The organism is Ruegeria sp. CF2 (assembly GCF_056537385.1).
In genome coordinates this window covers 1,523,646-1,541,976 of record NZ_JBQFRL010000001.1, presented here as the reverse complement: position 1 = coordinate 1,541,976, position 18,331 = coordinate 1,523,646, and the positions used below count along the sequence as shown (strand labels likewise).

Annotated in this window: 14 protein-coding genes; 10 read left to right on the top strand and 4 right to left on the bottom strand. The window is 61.5% G+C overall.

The features are described from left to right. Positions 1 to 64: 64 nt before the first annotated feature. The 4 genes from ACR0IR_RS07630 (at position 65) to ACR0IR_RS07615 (ending at position 6,609) form a co-directional block, all read left to right on the top strand. Positions 65 to 3,451 carry a YhdP family protein gene (locus ACR0IR_RS07630; RefSeq protein WP_367647647.1) on the top strand — a complete coding sequence of 1,129 codons (3,387 nt, stop codon included), beginning with the start codon at positions 65 to 67 and terminating at the stop codon, positions 3,449 to 3,451. 44 nt (positions 3,452 to 3,495) lie between these two features. Further along, positions 3,496 to 4,542, top strand: a complete 1,047-nt coding sequence (gene queA / locus ACR0IR_RS07625; RefSeq protein ID WP_170363863.1) for a tRNA preQ1(34) S-adenosylmethionine ribosyltransferase-isomerase QueA — start codon at positions 3,496 to 3,498, stop codon at positions 4,540 to 4,542. 108 nt (positions 4,543 to 4,650) lie between these two features. Then, on the top strand, positions 4,651 to 5,922 hold the full coding sequence (locus ACR0IR_RS07620) for an MFS transporter (protein WP_170338636.1): 1,272 nt from the start codon (positions 4,651 to 4,653) through the stop codon (positions 5,920 to 5,922). Positions 5,923 to 6,030: 108 nt separating this feature from the next. After that, positions 6,031 to 6,609 carry a DUF924 family protein gene (locus ACR0IR_RS07615; protein ID WP_170338132.1) on the top strand — a complete coding sequence of 193 codons (579 nt, stop codon included), beginning with the start codon at positions 6,031 to 6,033 and terminating at the stop codon, positions 6,607 to 6,609. Here ACR0IR_RS07615 and ACR0IR_RS07610 read toward each other — a convergent pair. Further along, positions 6,606 to 7,037 (bottom strand): hypothetical protein, encoded by a 432-nt coding sequence (locus ACR0IR_RS07610; RefSeq protein WP_170363253.1) that lies wholly within the window; start codon positions 7,035 to 7,037, stop codon positions 6,606 to 6,608. The genes ACR0IR_RS07615 and ACR0IR_RS07610 overlap by 4 nt on opposite strands. A 209-nt stretch (positions 7,038 to 7,246) precedes the next feature. On the opposite strand from ACR0IR_RS07610, the gene lpdA reads away from it, so the two are divergent. Then, entirely contained in the window at positions 7,247 to 8,641 is a 1,395-nt protein-coding gene (lpdA, locus tag ACR0IR_RS07605) for a dihydrolipoyl dehydrogenase (RefSeq protein ID WP_170363254.1), read from the top strand. Between the two features lie 158 nt (positions 8,642 to 8,799). Here the strand turns inward: lpdA and ACR0IR_RS07600 are convergent, their stop codons facing one another. Next, the gene (locus ACR0IR_RS07600; protein WP_170363255.1) at positions 8,800 to 10,185 is read right to left on the bottom strand and encodes a dipeptidase; all 1,386 of its coding nucleotides are present in this window, start codon (positions 10,183 to 10,185) and stop codon (positions 8,800 to 8,802) included. A 341-nt stretch (positions 10,186 to 10,526) separates the two neighbouring features. Here ACR0IR_RS07600 and hemA point away from each other — a divergent pair, with 341 nt between their 5' ends. From hemA to ACR0IR_RS07580, 4 genes are all read left to right on the top strand, one after another. Beyond that, positions 10,527 to 11,750: a 5-aminolevulinate synthase gene (gene hemA, locus ACR0IR_RS07595; RefSeq protein WP_170363256.1), complete on the top strand. Its 1,224-nt coding sequence runs from the start codon at positions 10,527 to 10,529 to the stop codon at positions 11,748 to 11,750. Between the two features lie 129 nt (positions 11,751 to 11,879). Beyond that, entirely contained in the window at positions 11,880 to 13,100 is a 1,221-nt protein-coding gene (locus tag ACR0IR_RS07590) for a helix-turn-helix domain-containing protein (RefSeq protein WP_170363257.1), read from the top strand. Positions 13,101 to 13,172: 72 nt separating this feature from the next. Continuing rightward, positions 13,173 to 14,294: a flavodoxin-dependent (E)-4-hydroxy-3-methylbut-2-enyl-diphosphate synthase gene (gene ispG, locus ACR0IR_RS07585; protein ID WP_170363258.1), complete on the top strand. Its 1,122-nt coding sequence runs from the start codon at positions 13,173 to 13,175 to the stop codon at positions 14,292 to 14,294. Positions 14,295 to 14,573: 279 nt separating this feature from the next. Further along, positions 14,574 to 14,969 (top strand): hypothetical protein, encoded by a 396-nt coding sequence (locus tag ACR0IR_RS07580; protein WP_170363259.1) that lies wholly within the window; start codon positions 14,574 to 14,576, stop codon positions 14,967 to 14,969. Between the two features lie 43 nt (positions 14,970 to 15,012). Here the strand turns inward: ACR0IR_RS07580 and ACR0IR_RS07575 are convergent, their stop codons facing one another. Further along, positions 15,013 to 15,771: a DsbA family protein gene (locus ACR0IR_RS07575; protein WP_170338145.1), complete on the bottom strand. Its 759-nt coding sequence runs from the start codon at positions 15,769 to 15,771 to the stop codon at positions 15,013 to 15,015. Next, positions 15,768 to 17,150, bottom strand: coding sequence for a M48 family metalloprotease (locus ACR0IR_RS07570; protein WP_170363260.1), 1,383 nt, complete (start codon positions 17,148 to 17,150; stop codon positions 15,768 to 15,770). Before ACR0IR_RS07570 ends, ACR0IR_RS07575 begins: the two co-directional genes overlap by 4 nt. On the opposite strand from ACR0IR_RS07570, the gene ACR0IR_RS07565 reads away from it, so the two are divergent. After that, positions 17,149 to 18,312: a pyridoxal phosphate-dependent aminotransferase gene (locus tag ACR0IR_RS07565; protein ID WP_170363261.1), complete on the top strand. Its 1,164-nt coding sequence runs from the start codon at positions 17,149 to 17,151 to the stop codon at positions 18,310 to 18,312. The two genes, ACR0IR_RS07570 and ACR0IR_RS07565, sit on opposite strands and share 2 nt — an antisense overlap. The last annotated feature ends 19 nt before the right edge of the window (positions 18,313 to 18,331 follow it).

Genomic DNA, 18,331 nt, shown 5'->3' with positions numbered 1-18,331 from the left:
AACTCCGGTCAGGATTTGTAGGTGATGCCGCGTATCATAGGGCGGCTCGGGCAGGTTGAAAGACGTGGACGGCAAATTGGCGCAAGACGAACAGGACCAGGCTGAGAAGGGCGGGAAACCGCCGCGCCGCCGATCCCGTCGGCGGACAGCCGGGCTGTGGGCCTTGCGCGGGGTGTTCCTGCTGGTGTTTCTGGCCGTCCTGTCCGGGGTCATGGTGTTCGGCCATCGGATCCACGCGCCGGAATGGCTGCGCGACCGGGTCGAAACGCGTCTGGAAAACGCACTGGGCGGTCTGCAGATCCGGTTCGGCGATGTCAGCTTTATCATCAATCAGGAATGGCGCCCGCGTCTGCGGCTCAGCGATGTTTCGATCAGCGACGCCGAGGGGCGCCAGATCGCTCAGGTCTCAAGCATGCAGGCCAGCCTGGCGATGCGCCCACTGCTGCGCGGCCATGTCCGGCCCAAGCGGATCACACTCAACGGCGCGCAGATCGCACTGACCCGAGCCGAGGACGGATCGCTTTCGCTGACCGTCGGTTCCGGCAGCGCGCCCGTGCAGAATGCGCCGACCTTGGCCGAATTGATCGAACAGTCCGATCAGGTGTTCCTGTCACCGGTCCTGTCGTCCCTGACCTCGGTCGAGCTTGACGCCATCACGCTGGATTACCGCGACTTGCGCCTTGGGCGGTCCTGGGTTCTGGACGGCGGGCATATTCTGGCGACGCGGAGCGAAGGCGCCTTGCGCCTGGCGACCGGGTTCTCGGTGTTGGCGGGCCGTGACTATGTCAGCATGATCGAAGCGAATTACACCAGCACGCTCGGCTCACCCGAGGCGCAGTTCGGGATTTCGATCACCGATCTTCCGGCGACCGACGTCGCGGCGCAATCCCCGGCGCTGGCCTGGTTGCAGGTATTGGACACGCCGATCTCGGGCGCATTGCGCGGCAGTATCGACGGGGCCGGCGCGCTCGGGCCGGTATTTGCAACCTTGAACCTTGGGGCCGGGGCCGTTCAGCCCAACCCCGAGACCCGACCGGTTCCGTTCGACTCTGCCCGCACGTATTTCACCTATGACCCGGCGCAGCAGGTTCTGGATTTCAACGAGGTTTCCGTGGTGTCGGGCTGGGGCAGCGTACAGGGCGAGGGCAAGGCCTATCTGAAGGGTGTAGAGGCCGGCGCGCTGGAAAGCATGGCGGTGCAGTTTCGTCTGAACGGTATCCGGGTGAACCCAGCCGACCTGTTCGTTGATGCGTTAGAGGTCAAGCAGGCCGATCTGGACTTTCAAGTGCGCCTGAACCCGTTCCGGCTGCAGCTGGGGCAGGTCGTGGTCGAGGATGGCGAAGACCTGTTGCGCGCTTCGGGCGAGCTTGTGGGCCTGCCGGAGGGGTGGAGCGTGGATCTGAACGCGCGGCTGGGGCACATGGCATCGGACAAGCTGCTGCATTACTGGCCGCCCCGATTGGCCCCGAAGCCGCGCAAATGGGTGACCGAAAACCTGTACGAAGGCAATCTGTCGGACATGGACTTCGTTCTGAGGCTGCGGCCCGGAGACTCCAAGCCCGAACTGTATCTTGATTTCGATTTCGATGATGCGCTGGTTCGGTTTGCCAAGACCTTGCCGCCGATCCAAGGCGGGCGTGGGCAGGCCACGCTGATTGGCCGTCGGTTCACGGTGACCGCCCGCAAGGGCGTCGTGATCGCCGATGACGGTGGCGCGGTTGATGCCTCTGGTACGTCGTTCATCATCCCGGATACAGACATCAAAAAGAACACACCGGGCATTGTGCGTGTTCAGGCCAGTGGCAGTGTGACCTCGGCCTTGTCGTTGCTTGACCGGGCGCCGCTGCAATTGCTGACCAAGGCAAACCTTCCGGTTGATCTGGCTTCGGGCAGCGTGCGACTGGGCGGCACTCTGTCTCTGCCCTTGATCAAGTGGTTGAAATTCGAGGACACGCAATTTCACTTTCTGGGAGAATTGATTGATCTGGATACGGAAAAACTGGTTCCGGGCTTCCGCATCAGCGCCGCCAAACTGCGCCTGAGCGGGGATCAGACCCAGGTGGCCATAGACGGAGACGGTCTGTTCGGTGAGGTGCCGATACAGGCGACTTGGCGACAACCGATCGGCGGCAAGACAGCACAACGCAGCACACTCAGTGGGCAGATCGAACTGTCCCCGCGGTTGATGGATGAACTGAAGGCCGGATTGCCGTCCGGTATGCTGACCGGGCAAGGCGTGGCTGAGATCAGTCTTGGAATTGGAGGGGGAGAGCCGACAAAGCTGACCGCGACCTCTGATCTGGTCGGCGTCGGAATGGCAATTCCCGAACTGGGGTGGCAAAAATCCGCAGCCACTGCCGGGACGTTGGCCACCGAGGCGACGCTGGGCGATCAACTGCGAGTGGACAGCCTGCGGATTGATGCCGCCGGATTGCGCGCGGTGGCTTCGATCTCGATCGCAAATGGCGCTTTGGATCGGGTTCAGTTCAGTTCTTTTGAACTGGGCGATTGGTTGGCCGTTCCGGCCGAGTTGATCGGCCGTGGCGCCGCGGCGCCGGATATCCGCGTTCTGGGGGGCGTTCTCAACCTGGGCAAAGCGACGTTCGGCAGTAGCAGCGGTGGCGGCGCGTCATCCGGTCGAGGCCCGAACCTTGACGTGGCGCTGGACCGGCTGCAGGTGACCGAGGAAGTAGCCCTGACCGGTTTGAAGGGCAATTTCGAAACGACCGGAGGGTTGAAGGGTGGATTTTCCGCTCAGGTCAACGGAGGTGCCCCGGTCCAGGGGCAGGTTGTGCCCAGCGGTTCGCGCAGTGCGGTCAGCCTGCAATCCGTGGACGCCGGTGCAGTGCTGCGGTCTGCCGGTTTGCTGACCCAGGCCAGAGGAGGAAAGCTGCAACTCCGGTTGAATCCGGTGGCTGGTCCGGGCAACTACGATCTGACCCTGAAAATCACGGACACGCGGATCCAGGATGCTCCGGCCATGGCGGCGTTGCTGAATGCCATCAGTCTGGTCGGTCTACTGACCGAGATGGCCGGGCAGGGGATCTACTTCTCATCAATCGACAGCGAGATGCGGATCACGCCGACCGAGGTCAAGATTCTCAGCGGCAGTGCGGTTGGACCGTCGATGGGGCTGTCCTTCGACGGGACGGTGGATACCGAACGAAAGTTCCTGAACCTGCGCGGCGCGATCTCTCCGATCTATATGGTGAACGCGATTGGCAGCGTCCTGACCAAGAAGGGCGAGGGCGTATTCGCGTTCAACTATACGCTGGTGGGCCCGATCTCGGCCCCGCAAGTGTCCGTGAACCCGCTGTCCGGTCTGGCGCCACTGTTTCTGCGCAACTTGCTACGAGAACCTGCCCCAACCGTTTCCGACGGCCCCAACGCAACGCCTGTCGCACCGGACGGACCCAGCCCGTCGGTGGGAAGCCGGGGCGAGGACCGCTGACGCAGAGTGTGGCCGAATCTGTTCGGGCGATGTATGGCGCGGCCATGAAGCTGAGTGATTTCGATTTCTACCTGCCTGATGACCTGATTGCCACGCGGCCCGCCAGTCCGCGGTCTTCGGCGCGCCTGCTGGTGGCACAGGGTGACGCGATCTCGGATGATCGGGTGTTCAACCTGCCCGACTGGCTTCGCCCCGGTGATCGGCTGGTGCTTAACGACACGCGCGTCATCCCGGCCCGGCTGAGCGGCCGGCGTCATCGCGACAGCGCCCAGGGTCCGGTCTCGGCCGCGATCGAGGCCACCTTGCTGGAGCCCCGCGCCGACGGGACCTGGGGTGCATTGCTGAAACCGCTCAAGAAGATCCGGGTGGGCGAAGAAATTGTGTTCTCCGACGACCTCAGCGCGGTTCTGGAAGGGGTCGCCGACGGCCAGGCCCATCTGCGCTTCAATCTGAAGGGCGATGATTTCGACCGGGCGCTCGAGCAGGCCGGAGCAATGCCTTTGCCCCCCTACATCGCGGCCAAGCGGCCGGCGGACGAGCGTGACAAGACCGATTATCAGACCGTTTGGGCGCGGCAGGCCGGGGCCGTGGCGGCACCGACCGCCTCTCTGCACTTTGACGAGCCATTGCTGCAGGCCCTTGCGGATCGAGGTGTCGAGTTCACCCATGTTACCCTGCACGTCGGGGCCGGAACGTTCCTGCCGGTCAAGGTCGAGGATGTGACGACCCACAAGATGCACGCCGAATGGGGACAGGTCAGCCCGCAGGCCGCAGCCGCGATTCAGGCGACCAAAGCCTCGGGTGGTCGCGTCATCCCGGTTGGCACCACGGCCTTGCGACTGATCGAAAGTGCCGCGCGCGATGGATCTATCCGGCCTTGGGAGGGGGAGACCGACATCTTCATCTACCCCGGCTTCCAGTTTCAGGTCACCGACGCGCTGATGACCAATTTCCATCTGCCGAAATCGACGCTTCTGATGCTGGTTTCGGCGCTGATGGGTCGGGACAGGATGCTGAGGGTCTATGATCATGCGATCAAAAGTGGCTATCGCTTCTTTTCCTATGGTGACGCGTCGCTTTTGATCCCTTAGAGGGCGGGATCGCGGGATCGAATCTGGCGAATGTCGTAGACAAGCGCGACCGGGACATCGTTTGATCCTTTAACGAAAGCCATTGTTCAGCGGATTTGGAGTGCAAACATGCTTCAGGTACTTGCCAGCGCGTGGGCGCTTCTACTCGGAATGGGTCTGCTGATGATCGGCAACGGCCTGCAGGGCACCCTGTTGGGTGTCCGGGGCGAGATCGAAGGGTTTTCGACCCTGCAGATGTCATTTGTCATGTCCGCGTATTTCGTGGGCTTTCTGGGCGGATCCCGTCTTGCACCCGAGATGATACGGCGGGTCGGGCACGTGCGGGTCTTCGCGGCGCTGGCGTCCTTCATCTCTGCCGTGATGATCAGCTATCCGATGTTGACCGATCCGATCGCGTGGTCGCTGGGCCGTGTGGTGATCGGGTTCTGCTTTTCCGGCGTGTACGTGACCGCCGAAAGCTGGCTGAACAACGCCGCGAGCAACGAAAACCGTGGCCAGGCATTGTCGCTTTACATGATCGTCCAGATGATCGGCATTGTCAGCGCTCAGGCGCTGATGCTTGCGGGTGACCCGGCCGGGTACGAAACCTTTGTGATTGCCTCGATCCTGGTTTCCGTTTCCTTTGCTCCGATCCTGTTGTCGATTTCACCGACGCCGGCGTTTGATACGACCAAGCCGATGACGCTCAGGCAGTTGATGGACACGTCGCCCCTGGGCTGTGTCGGCATGTTCCTGTTGGGTGGCATCTTCTCGGCTCAGTTCGGCATGGCCGCGGTTTATGGCGCGCGGGCCGGGCTGACACTGGTCGAGATTTCAACCTTCGTGGCGTCATTCTACATCGGCGCATTGGTTCTGCAGTACCCGTTGGGCTGGTTTTCGGATCGCATGGACCGGCGCCTGTTGATCCTGCTGGTGTCGGTCGTTGGCGGCATCAGTGCGGCGGTGGGCATGGTTTTCGGGGTCGACTTCCCGGTTTTGCTGGCTGCGGCCTTTGTCATCGGCGGAATGTCCAATCCACTGTATTCCCTGCTGATCGCCTACACCAACGACTACCTCGAGCACGAAGATATGGCAGCCGCGTCCGGCGGGCTGATTTTCATCAACGGGCTTGGCGCAATTGCCGGCCCGCTGATCACCGGTTGGTTGATGGGGGATGCCGTGTTCGGGCCGTCCGGCTTCTTCCTGTTCATTGCCGCACTACTGTTTGCCATGGCGGTCTATGCGGTCTACCGGATGACCCAGCGGGCCTCGGTGCCCGTGGACGAAACCGGCACCATGTCGCCGCTGTACCCGACGGCATCGCCGGTCGCACTGGAAGTTGCGCAAGAAGTCGCGATCGAAGCCGCGCAGGACGAAGAGGAAGAACACCAACCTGCCTGACCGCCGGATTTATGTCGTCAATGTTGCAATATGTTACTGTAACAAGTCTGTAAAACCGACTTATATGACGTTACGTCCCTCGGGGGGGAACAGACGGAGTCAAGGGCAATGGTTGGTCCTGAAGAAGTACTGAGTTTCTGGTTGGATGAAGTAGGCCCCGAGGGGTGGTACCGCGAAGATGAAGCGCTGGATGCGCAGATACGGGACCGCTTCCTTGAGACATGGCAAGCCGCGTGCGAGGGTAAGTTCTCTCTGTGGTTGACATATCCCAGCGGATCGCTGGCCTACATCATCCTCATGGACCAGTTTCCGCGCAACATGTTCCGAGGCAGCGGCAAAGCCTTCTCATCCGACAAGGCGGCACTGGCAGCAGCGAAATGTGCCGTCGACAAGGAATGGGATCTGAAGATCGACGAGCCAGCCCGACAGTTCTTCTACCTGCCGATGATGCACTCAGAGAACCTGTGCGATCAGGAGCGCTGTGTGCGCCTGATGTGCCAGCGCATGCCGGAACATGGTGCAAGCAATCTGCTGCATGCCCGCGCCCATCGTGAGGTGATCCGCAAGTTTGGGCGTTTCCCATACCGCAACGCGGCGCTTGCCCGTGAGACCACGGCACCCGAAGCCGCATATGTCAGCGGCGGCGGATACGGCACAACGGTGCGTGAGTTGCAGGCGGCGGGTTAAGCCGCCTCTCCACATCCGCGCAATTCGATTAGCCTGGCCGTTGTGGCATCGACGGCCGTGGTGACTGCGTAATCAATCAGTAGCTGAGGGTTTTCGACCAGTTCGTTGAGGCGGGCCTGCGTGGTTTCCAGCTTGGCCTGGACCTCGTCCAATCGCACCAGCGCCTGCTGAAGCTTCTGCTTCAACTCCGGCTCATCATCTCCCAGGATGCGAATACCGGACAGATCAGCGCGCAGACTTGCAAGATCCTCTCGGACGCCCTGCGCCTGTTCACGCAGCGGCTGGACGATTTGCAGGCTTTCTCTGAAGTTGTCCTGAATATTCTCGACGCTTCGCGCCAGCTTCCAACCAAGGAACAGACACAGAGCCACAAGGATCAGTGTGGCGTTCAAAAGGGCAAGCAACAAATCTTTGAGAGTCTTGGCCATGATTGTTCCCTAAAATCTGTAGATCCGAAATTCGAACATGGTTGCAGGTCTTTTCTAGCCTTGGAGGGACGCGGGGTATAGGCTGAATAGCGCGCGCTCTTGTTTTGATGACCCTGCGTCACATATGTCGCGGGGCAGCATATTGATGCGTTCAAAAAAATAGTTTAACGGTAAACTAGTTTTCAATCGACCTGCGCCGAGAGGTAAACATGGCTGCACAATCCTTTGATCTGATCGTAATCGGTGCGGGCCCCGGCGGCTATGTGGCTGCCATTCGTGCGGCCCAACTGGGCCTCAAGACCGCCGTGGTCGAGCGCGAGCATCTGGGCGGCATCTGCCTGAACTGGGGTTGCATCCCGACCAAGGCCTTGCTGCGGTCGGCCGAAGTGTTCCACCTGATGGAGCGCGCAAAGGATTTCGGTCTGAGTGCGGACAAGATCGGTTACGATCTGGACGCGGTCGTCAAACGCTCGCGCGGGGTTGCCAAGCAGCTGACCAGCGGCGTCGGTCATCTGCTGAAAAAGAACAAAGTCACTGTCGTGATGGGTGAGGCGACAATCCCGTCGAAAGGCAAGGTGACGGTCAAGACCGACAAGGGCACCGAGGAGCTGACGGCGAAGAACATCATCTTGGCCACCGGTGCCCGGGCGCGAGAGTTGCCGGGCCTGGAGGCAGATGGTGATCTGGTCTGGACCTACAAACATGCGCTGCAACCGGCCCGGATGCCGAAAAAGCTGCTTGTTATCGGGTCCGGAGCGATCGGGATCGAGTTTGCCAGCTTCTACAATACGTTGGGCGCAGACACGACCGTGGTCGAAGTGATGGATCGGGTCTTGCCGGTCGAAGATGCCGAGATCAGCGCGTTCGCCAAGAAATCGTTTGTCAAACAGGGCATGAAGATCATGGAGAAATCCATGGTCAAGCAGCTGGATCGCGGCAAAGGCAAGGTGACGGCTCATATCGAAGCCGGTGGCAAGGTCGAAAAGCACGACTTCGATACTGTCATCTCTGCCGTTGGGATCGTCGGAAATGTCGAGAACCTCGGGCTCGAGGCGCTGGGCGTCAAAATTGACCGCACCCATGTTGTGACGGATGCATATTGCCGGACCGGGGTCGATGGCCTCTATGCAATCGGCGACATCGCCGGAGCGCCTTGGCTTGCGCACAAGGCCAGCCACGAAGGTGTGATGGTCGCAGAACTCATCGCTGGCAAACATGCCCATCCCGTGAAACCGGAGAGCATCGCTGGATGTACCTATTGTCATCCCCAGGTCGCGTCGGTTGGCTATACCGAGGCCAAGGCCAAGGAGCTTGGCTTTGATGTCAAGGTGGGCCGCTTCCCGTTCATCGGCAATGGCAAGGCAATTGCATTGGGCGAGCCGGAAGGCATGATAAAAACCGTATTCGACGCGAAAACCGGCGAGTTGCTGGGCGCCCATATGGTTGGTGCGGAAGTGACCGAACTGATTCAGGGCTATGTCGTCGGTCGCCAGTTGGAGACTACCGAAGAAGACCTGATGAATACAGTCTTCCCGCACCCGACCTTGTCGGAAATGATGCATGAATCGGTTTTGGACGCCTACGGGCGCGTGATCCACATGTAAAACGGTCTGTCCGCGGGCTGCGGCTTATGGGGGCGGTGCCCCCGGCCGCGTTGCCCGCGACACCCCCGGGATACTGCCGGCCAGATGAAGTTCGCATCCGCGCTTCACCCGGCTCGGAGTATCCCGGAGCGCAAGGCAGCGCCTTGCGATATTCGCGGCTATCGGCTCAGAGCGTCCAGAATTCGGGCCCACGAGCGGATCCCTTTGTGAAAGCTCTTCACGTCGTATTTTTCATTGGGCGAATGGATTGCGTCATCGTCGTTGGCATAGCCGACCAACATTGAATCCAGACCCAGGACCGTATTGAAATACCCCACCACCGGGATCGATCCTCCCATACCGGTGAAAACGGCTTCGCGCCCCCATTCGTCGGACAGTGCGGCGCGTGCCGCTTCGAATTCCGGGCGATCCAGGTTCATCACGGATGCGGGGGAGCCTTCGAGATCATTGTCCCAGACGACTTTGGCGTCAGCAGAGAGCCGGTCTTCAACATGCTTCCGGATCTTGTCGCGCAGTTTGTCCGGGTCCATTTCACCGACCAGGCGACAGGTGATCTTGCAATGTGCCTGGCTGGGGATCACCGTTTTCGAACCGGCGCCGTTGTAGCCGCCCCACAATCCGTTGATCTCCAGCGTCGGGCGCGTCCACTGCTGTTCCAGGGTCGAGTACCCTTTCTCACCATGCGGTCGCGTGTAACCCACCGAGTTGAGGTATTCGGCCTCGTCGAAACCACAGTTCTCCCACTGGCGCAGCTGCTCGGCGGAGACTTCGTGGACCCCTTCGTAGAAACCTTCCACAGCGACCCGTCCGGTTTCCTCATCGTAGAACGAGGCAACGATCCGCGAGATTTCCCGCAGCGGGTTCAAGCCGGGGCCGCCGTAGTGGCCGGAATGCAGGTCGATGCGCGGACCGATGATGGTGAATTCGTCCTTGAGCATGCCGCGCAGTTGCGATGCGATCGAGGGCACACCGCGTGAGACCATCGAGGTGTCGCAGACCAGCGCCAGATCGGCCTTCAACTCTTCCTTGTTGGCCTCGAGAAATGGGACTAGCGAAGGTGAACCGGATTCCTCTTCGCCTTCGAAGAAAAATGTGATGCGGCAAGGCAGCTTGCCGTTGACCGCCTTCCAGGCGCGGCAAGCTTCGACAAATGTCATCAACTGGCCCTTGTCATCCGAAGAGCCCCGTCCGCGGATGACCTGACCGTGTTCTGTCTCTTCCAGCGCCGGGTCGAACGGGTCACGGTTCCACAGGTCCAAGGGATCAACGGGCTGCACATCATAATGGCCGTAGAACAACACGTGCGGGGCGTCCGCGTCGTCGCCGACATGGCCCACGACCATCGGGTGGCCCGGGGTCGGGTGCTTCTTCGCATCGATCCCGATGCTTCTTAGGTCGTCGACCAACCAGTCGGCCGCCTTGTCCACGTCTTTCTTGAAGGCCGGATCGGTGGAAATCGACGGGATTCGCAGAAACTCCATCAGCCGCTCGATGGAGGCTGAGAGGTCGGAGTCGATTTTGCTCAGAGTGGCGTCAAGCGACATGGGTGTACTCCTGAATGTATGAGATATTGCGGCGGACCCTAACAGCGCTGGCAGCGCCGTCCAGCCCGTAGCGGCGGGAAAACGCGCGTCTGATCGGAAACATTCTGCGCGAAACGGCACGTAACCTGCGTCGTTTCCTCGCGCCTTATGGTCTCAACTTTACTTGTCGCTGCGGGTTCAAGGCGATAATTGATGCAAATCAAAGTTGCGACCCCTGTCTGGGCGTTAGGCAGGAAACCTGAAAATAGGCGCGGATGCGGCCGAAAAATCGGTTATGATACGCATCGGAACACAGCCTTGCCGTGCAATCACCCTGCGGCGGGGTCACGAAGGAGGGTCCTTTGGACTACACTGCTCAGCTCGACTCAGCGATTGCCAGGCTGCACGACGAAGGCCGTTACCGGACCTTCATCGACATCGAACGCCGCAACGGACATTTTCCCCATGCCGTGCGTACGCGTCCCGACGGGTCACAGCAGAACATCACCGTCTGGTGCGGCAACGACTACCTTGGCATGGGGCAGCACCCCGTCGTGCTGGAGGCGATGCACGAGGCGATCGGCGCAGCCGGAGCGGGCTCTGGCGGGACGCGCAACATCTCGGGTACGACCGTCTACCACAAGCGGCTCGAGGCCGAGCTGGCCGATCTGCACGGCAAGGAGGCGGCGCTGCTGTTCACCAGCGCCTACATCGCCAATGACGCCACGCTCAGCACGCTGCCCAAGCTGTTTCCCGGGCTGATCATCTATTCCGACGAACTGAACCACGCGTCGATGATCGAAGGCGTGCGCCGCAATGGCGGGGCCAAGCGGATCTTCCGTCACAATGACGTTGAGCACCTGCGCGAGTTGCTGCTAGCCGACGACCCGGCGGCGCCGAAGCTGATCGCGTTCGAGTCGGTCTACTCGATGGATGGCGACTTTGGTCCGATCGAACAGATCTGCGACTTGGCCGACGAATTCGGCGCGCTGACCTATATCGACGAAGTGCACGCGGTTGGCATGTACGGCCCGCGCGGCGGCGGTGTGACTGAGAGAGACCGCCTGGCGCATAGGATCGACATCATCAATGGCACTTTGGCCAAAGCCTACGGCGTGATGGGTGGGTATATCGCAGCAAGCGCGAAGATGTGCGATGCGGTCCGTTCATATGCGCCGGGCTTCATCTTCACCACCTCGCTGCCACCATCGGTCGCCGCCGGTGCTGCGGCCTCGGTGGCGTATCTCAAGACAGCGCCCGAACTGCGTGAGCAGCATCAGACCCAAGCCAAGATCCTCAAGCTGCGACTGAAGGGCCTGGGCTTGCCGCTGATCGATCACGGCAGCCACATCGTTCCGGTGATCGTGGGCAACCCGGTGCACACCAAAAAGCTCAGCGATATGCTGCTGGACGACTACGGGATCTACGTGCAGCCGATCAATTTCCCGACCGTTCCGCGGGGGACGGAGCGTCTGCGCTTTACGCCTTCGCCGGTTCATGGACCCAACGAAATGAATCGTCTGGTCCAGGCCATGGACGAACTTTGGTCACATTGTGCGCTAAATCGCGCCGAACTTGCTGGTTAACCTAACGCCGACATGTGCAACTTGTTTGCCGCGTGTTAAGCTTACGCTAACAAAAGTAGCGGACGAATCGTTATGGGGATGATTCGCCGTTAGCGTGAAACACGCGATGGGCAGAATGGGGCAGCAGGAATGATTGGGCGCAGAACACAGCGCAAGTCCGAGGAAGACGTGGACGTCAGGCCCAAGGGGTTCGACGACTACGAAGTACGGCTTGGCGACGTGATGCGCGGTGAGCGCGCGACGATGGGCAAGTCTCTTCTCGACGTACAGCGCGAACTGCGGATCAAGGCCAACTACATCGCTGCCATCGAGAATGCCGATCCCGACGCATTCGACACACCCGGCTTCATCGCCGGGTATGTGCGTTCTTACGCCCGTTATCTGGGGATGAACCCTGACGACACTTTTGCTGCGTTCTGCAAGGAAAGCGGGTTCGAAGTGGCCCATGGAATGTCCGCACAGGCATCGGTCGTCAAGAAATCGGTCGGGGACCTTCCGAACCGTGGCCCGATGGGGCGCGATCCGTTCATTTCGCCGAACACGCCCTACATTCCCGGCCGCGAGCCCGTGTTCAGCCAGATCGAGCCGCGCGCCGTAGGCTCGTCGTTTGTTCTCCTCGCGCTGATTGGCGGGATCGGATATGGCGGCTGGTCGGTTCTGAACAAGATCCAGCAGGTTCAGGTCTCGCCCGTCGAACAGGCCCCGGTCGTGCTGTCCGATCTTGACCCGCTGTCGGCCATCCGGACCGAGTCCGGAACGACCGAGGTTGCGGCCGCTGAAATTCCCAGCCCCGAAGCGCTGGACCGTCTCTACCGCCCCCAAGCACTGGATGTACCGGTGATGGTTGCGCGGGATGCCCCGATTTCCACACTCGATCCGCGGACCGTCGGAACGTTCCGTCCGCCGGAAGTCCCGGAAATCGCGCTGGCTGAAATTCATACCGTCGAAAGAACTGCCGCGACCCTTCCGCAGGTGGTCGAGAAGGTCGACACGTCGCTGAAAATCGTCGCGGTCGAACCGGCCTGGATGCGGGTCACCGCAGCGGATGGCAGCGTGATCTTCGAAGGCACGTTGGGAACCGTCGAAAACGGCAAGAGCTTTGAAGTCCCCTTGACGGAAGAGCCGCCGCAACTGCGGGCCGGTGCGTCGGGCAACGTGTATTTTTCGATGAACGGCGAGCTCTATGGGCCGGCCGGTGCACCGGGAACCGTCGCCAAGGGTGTGGTTCTGTCCAAGGACGCGGTGGCCGAGACTTATGCCGTGGCGGATCTTGAGGCTGAGCAAAACATTGCGCTCAAACAGCTGGTGGCTGAGCTTCAGACACAATCCGCCGAGGCGCCGGCAGAGTGATCTTGCCATTGCGGCGAGCTTGCCCCCGGACTATCTAAAGGCCAGACCCCAGGCTGACGCGGATCCGTTTTCATGTCTCTGAACCATGTGCGCCCTTGGCGCGACATCTATCGCCGCAAATCCCGCCAGATCATGGTTGGCAATGTCCCGGTAGGTGGCGACGCGCCGATTGCCGTTCAGACCATGACCAACACGCTGACGACCGATGTCGCCGCGACAGTGGCGCAGGTACAAGCTGCGGCAGAGGCGGGGGCCGATATCGTGCGCGTTTCGGTCCCGGACGAGGCGTCGTCGAAAGCGTTGAAGGAGATCGTGCGCGAAAGCCCGGTGCCGATCGTGGCGGATATCCATTTCCACTATCGCCGCGGCATCGAGGCCGCCGAGGCCGGCGCCGCCTGCCTGCGCATCAATCCGGGCAATATCGGTGACGAGGCGCGTGTGAAAGAGGTCATCAAGGCCGCACGCGACCACAATTGCTCGATCCGCATCGGCGTGAACGCAGGCAGCCTGGAAAAGCACCTGCTGGAGAAATACGGCGAGCCGTGCCCCGAAGCGATGGTGGAAAGCGGGTTGGAGCATATCCGCATCCTGCAGGACAACGATTTCCACGAATTCAAGATCAGCGTGAAGGCCAGCGACGTGTTCCTGTCGGCCGCCGCCTATCAGGGCATCGCCGAGGCCACCGACGCTCCGATCCATTTGGGCATCACCGAGGCCGGCGGGCTGGTCAGCGGCACGATCAAATCGGCCATCGGGCTGGGCAACCTGCTGTGGATGGGGATCGGCGACACGATCCGCGTCAGCCTGTCCGCCGATCCGGTCGAAGAGGTGAAGGTCGGGTTCGAGATCCTGAAATCTCTGGGCCTGCGCCATCGGGGCGTGAACATCATCTCGTGCCCGTCCTGCGCGCGGCAGGGGTTCGACGTGATCAAGACGGTCGAGACGCTGGAACGGCGGCTGGAACACATCAAGACGCCCATGAGCCTGTCGATCATCGGCTGCGTCGTGAACGGCCCCGGCGAGGCGCTGATGACCGATGTCGGCTTTACCGGCGGGGGCGCGGGCTCGGGCATGGTTTACCTGGCGGGCAAGGCCAGCCACAAGATGTCGAACGAACAGATGATCGACCACATCGTCGAGCAGGTGGAAAAGAAGGCGGCCGAGCTGGAAGCCGCGGCCGAGGCGGCGGAGTAGTACTTTAACTTCGATCCGGAACTAATTCATCATAAGCCATTTTTAGGCCCATTTTTGCGGTATCAATCGCGATATCGACTGTCTGGACCGGAGTTCGATTCTTTGAAACCAATGCCTTTCGTGACGGCCCTTGCCGTCGTCCTTCTTTCTGCGTGCAGCAGCCCCTCTACCGGGTCGGACAAACGCCCCGGTTTCTTCAGTGTTCCAGTTCCGCAGTCTGCACCGGGGACGCAACTTGGGTATATGTCGGTGCATGTGTCCGGTTTCGGAAATGACGGAGTGACAACGCGCGCAGATGTCCGGCTCAGCCCGGGTGGAACCGGCAAACCGCGGGGCCGTTTGACCCCGATCATGAATGTCGACCCGCAGCTGGCGTCTCGGGTCGCGGTATCGTTCAAAACCGGTCAGGATGCCCAGGCGGCCTATGCTTTGGCGAAACAGGTCGCCAGGGCGACCTACTGCCCAACCGGCCCAATTTCTGAAAACACCGGTATTCGCAAGTACGACAATCCCCAGGACCTGCAGGCAATTCTGGCTGAAAGCAAACGGCAGGGGCGTGACGTCATTCCATCGGGAATTCGGGGCAAATCCGTGCCCGCGACCCAATTTAGAAAAACTGGAACTCCGACATGGGTCGTGTCGATGAAATGCGACGCCCCGTATCCAAACGACTAGGGCGTCGTTTCAACGGGGCGGCGATCAAGCCGCCCCAGCTGCTTCAGCCGCGTTCAGCCCGCACACCGTCGGCGATCTGTTTCATCTGATCTGCTGGCAGGAAGCCCCGCAGCATCTCGGTGCCCAGAACAAAGGATGGGGTGCCCGAAATCCGCATGCGCTGCGCCAGTGCCCGCGTCTTGGCAATTTCTTCGGTCACTTCGTCGCTGTCCATCGCCGCAAGGATGGCGTCACTGTCCAGTCCCAGCCCGTCCGAGATCCGGCGCAGCGTCACTTCCGAAGGCTCGCCCGTGAATTCCAGCAGGGCGTCATGGACTTGCTTGTACGCGTCATCCCCGGCGACCTGCTTGGTGGCGATGGCAAAGCGCGACGAAAGAACCGACGCATCGCCCAGAATTGGGAACTCCTTGATGATCAGGCGGATGTTGCCATCCTCGGCCAGCAGCGCGTCCACTTCGGGGACCGCGCGGCGACAGTATCCGCAACGGTAATCCATGAACTCGACGAGGGTGATGTCGCCGTCCGGGTTGCCACCGACCCAGCTATAGCCGTCATTGAACAGCTCGTCGGCGTTTTCAGCGATCAATTGCTGGTCGGCCTGTGCTTCGGCTGCGGCGTTGCGTTGCTCAAGGATGTTGATCGCCTCGAGAATGACTTCGGGATTTTCCAGGAGGTATTCCCGCACTTGCGCGCCGAACTCTGCTCTTTCGGATTCGGTCATCGAGGACAGATCCAGCGCATTGGCCGGACCGGCAATCAGGGAAAGCCCCAGAAGGGCAGGTGCTGCGTGTCTGAGGATCATTTCCGGTTCCTTTTCGATTTCTCAGCTTGTTCTGCGGCAATCAGCACATCCTGTGCTCGTTGCCAACCCGTCGAGCCTTCGGGCAACTGACCGATGGCTCGTCTTGCGTGTATGCCGGCATCCAGCAGGCGCCCCTCAAGAGCGAAACGCTCGGCAGTGACGGCGGATGCCATACCGTTGTTGCCGACCTTGGAATAGGCCATTCCCAGATCCTGCATCAGGCGGCCGTTCCGGTAGTCGCGGGCGCGTGCGCTTTCCAACACCTGCAGCGCCTTTTTCGTCTGTCCGTCAGCAAGCAGGGCGCGCCCGTAGCCAGCCATGATCAATGCGTCGGTCGGAGCCAGCTCGGACGCCCTGGCATAGGCCGTGACCGCCTCCGAGACCCGAAGGTTCTCCAAAAGGATCTGCCCCTTCAGTTCGTGATAGAACGGATCGTCAGGGCGGATGGCCAGCGCACCATCAATGGCTGCCCGCGCAGCCGAAAGGTTGCGGTTCTGATGATGGGCGGCGGCTTCGCGCATCAGGCGAATATCCTGCGCCGTTTCTTCCTTGGCCCGCCGCAGGGTCCAGCCGGGAGAGCGCAGAAACGCGGACAGCTTGCCCTTGACCCGCGCAAACCAGTAGTCGGCATTGGGGTTAGATTTCGCCCGATCCCCGAATTGGTACAGAAATTCCTCGGCGGCGCGCAGACGTTCACGGCTGGTCGGGTGCGAGCGCATATAGGGATCCTGATTGATCTCGCTCAGCAATTCCTGGCCTGCGAATTTGCGGTGCAGTTCGACCATGCCGATGGGGGAAATCTCGGCCCAACGCAGGTAGCTGGCCGCGCTGCGATCCGCCGAGGATTCTTCGGCCCGCGTATGGCCCAGAAAACTGCGGATTGCGGCCCCTTGGGTGCCGGCGGCAATGCCCGCGGCGGCCTCTCCGCCGCCCGCAGCGGCGGCAATCAGAGCCAGCGCGGTGCCGAAACCGGCCGCGCGTTGAGCCGCCCGAAGGTTCTCGGCCCGGCGGGCAAGGTGCCCGTTGGCGATATGGGCGGCCTCATGCGCGATCACGGCCTGCAGCATCTCGGGGCTGTCGACCGTCAGGATCAGTCCGTGGTTCAAGTAGATCGTGTTGTAGTCGATGACGAAAGCGTTGAACGTCCCGTCCTTGACGACCATCACCCGCACGCGGTTGGTGTTCAGTCCGGCGGCGCGCAAGATCGGAAAGGCCAGTTCTCGCAGCCCGTGTTCGATATCGGGGTCGCGGATCAGGCTTTGCGCGTGGCTTTGCGCGGTCGACGCCATCCACAGCGCCACCGCCAGCAGAATTGCCGGGATTGACGCCAGCCGGGATCCGCGTTCAAAAGCCATGGTCGCAACATGGGAGATGGGCATGCGAAACTCAACCCGGTCGGGCGTTGATCCCTTCATCGTGATGGACGTGATGGAGGCCGCGCGCCGCGCTGAAGAGGCCGGGCGCCACATCATTCACATGGAGGTCGGCCAGCCCGGAACCGGCGCCCCGCAAGGCGCGTTGGATGCGCTTGCCCGCGCGATGCGGCAAGGCCCGCTGGGCTATACCGTCGCGCTGGGTCTGCCGGCGCTGCGGCAACGCATCGCCCGGATGTATGGCGAGTGGTACGACGTCGACCTGAACCCCGAACGGGTGGTCATCACGCCCGGGTCCTCGGGCGGATTCCTGCTGGCCTTTACCGCGCTGTTCGACAGCGGCGACCGGGTGGGAATCGGCGCGCCGGGCTATCCGTCCTATCGGCAGATTCTGCGGGCGCTGGGTCTGGTGCCGGTCGATCTGCCGACCGCGCCGGAAAACCGCCTGCAACCCGTGCCACAGGACTTTGCCGGGCTCGACCTGCAGGGGCTGATGGTGGCCTCGCCCGCGAACCCGACCGGAACCATGCTGGACCACGCCGCCATGGGTGCGCTGATCGAGGCCGCGCGGGGGCAGGGGGCCTCGTTCATCAGCGACGAGATCTATCACGGGCTGGAATACGAGGCCAAGGCCGTGACCGCGCTGGAACAGACCGACGAGTGTTATGTCATCAACTCGTTCTCCAAGTATTTCTCGATGACCGGCTGGCGCGTAGGCTGGATGGTGGTGCCCGAAGATCAGGTTCGCGTGGTCGAGCGCATCGCCCAGAACATGTTCATCTGCGCGCCCCATGCCAGCCAGGTTGCCGCGCTGGCCGCGATGGATTGCGAGGACGAACTGCAGGGCAACCTCGCCGTCTATCGCCGCAACCGCGACCTGATGCTGAAGGGCCTGCCCGAGGCCGGGTTCACCAACATCGCGCCACCCGACGGGGCGTTCTATGTCTATGCCGATGTCTCGGACCTGACCGATGACAGCCGTGCCTTCGCCGCCGAGATCCTGGACAAAGCCGGCGTCGCCGTGACGCCGGGGCTGGATTTCGACCCGGTGCGCGGCCACACGACCCTGCGCTTTTCATACGCCCGGTCGACCGAGGACATCGAGCAGGGCCTTGAACGGCTGCGCAGCTTCATGGCGGATCGCCAGACCCCGCAGAAGTCGGCCTGAGGCGTTCACAAACCGGCCA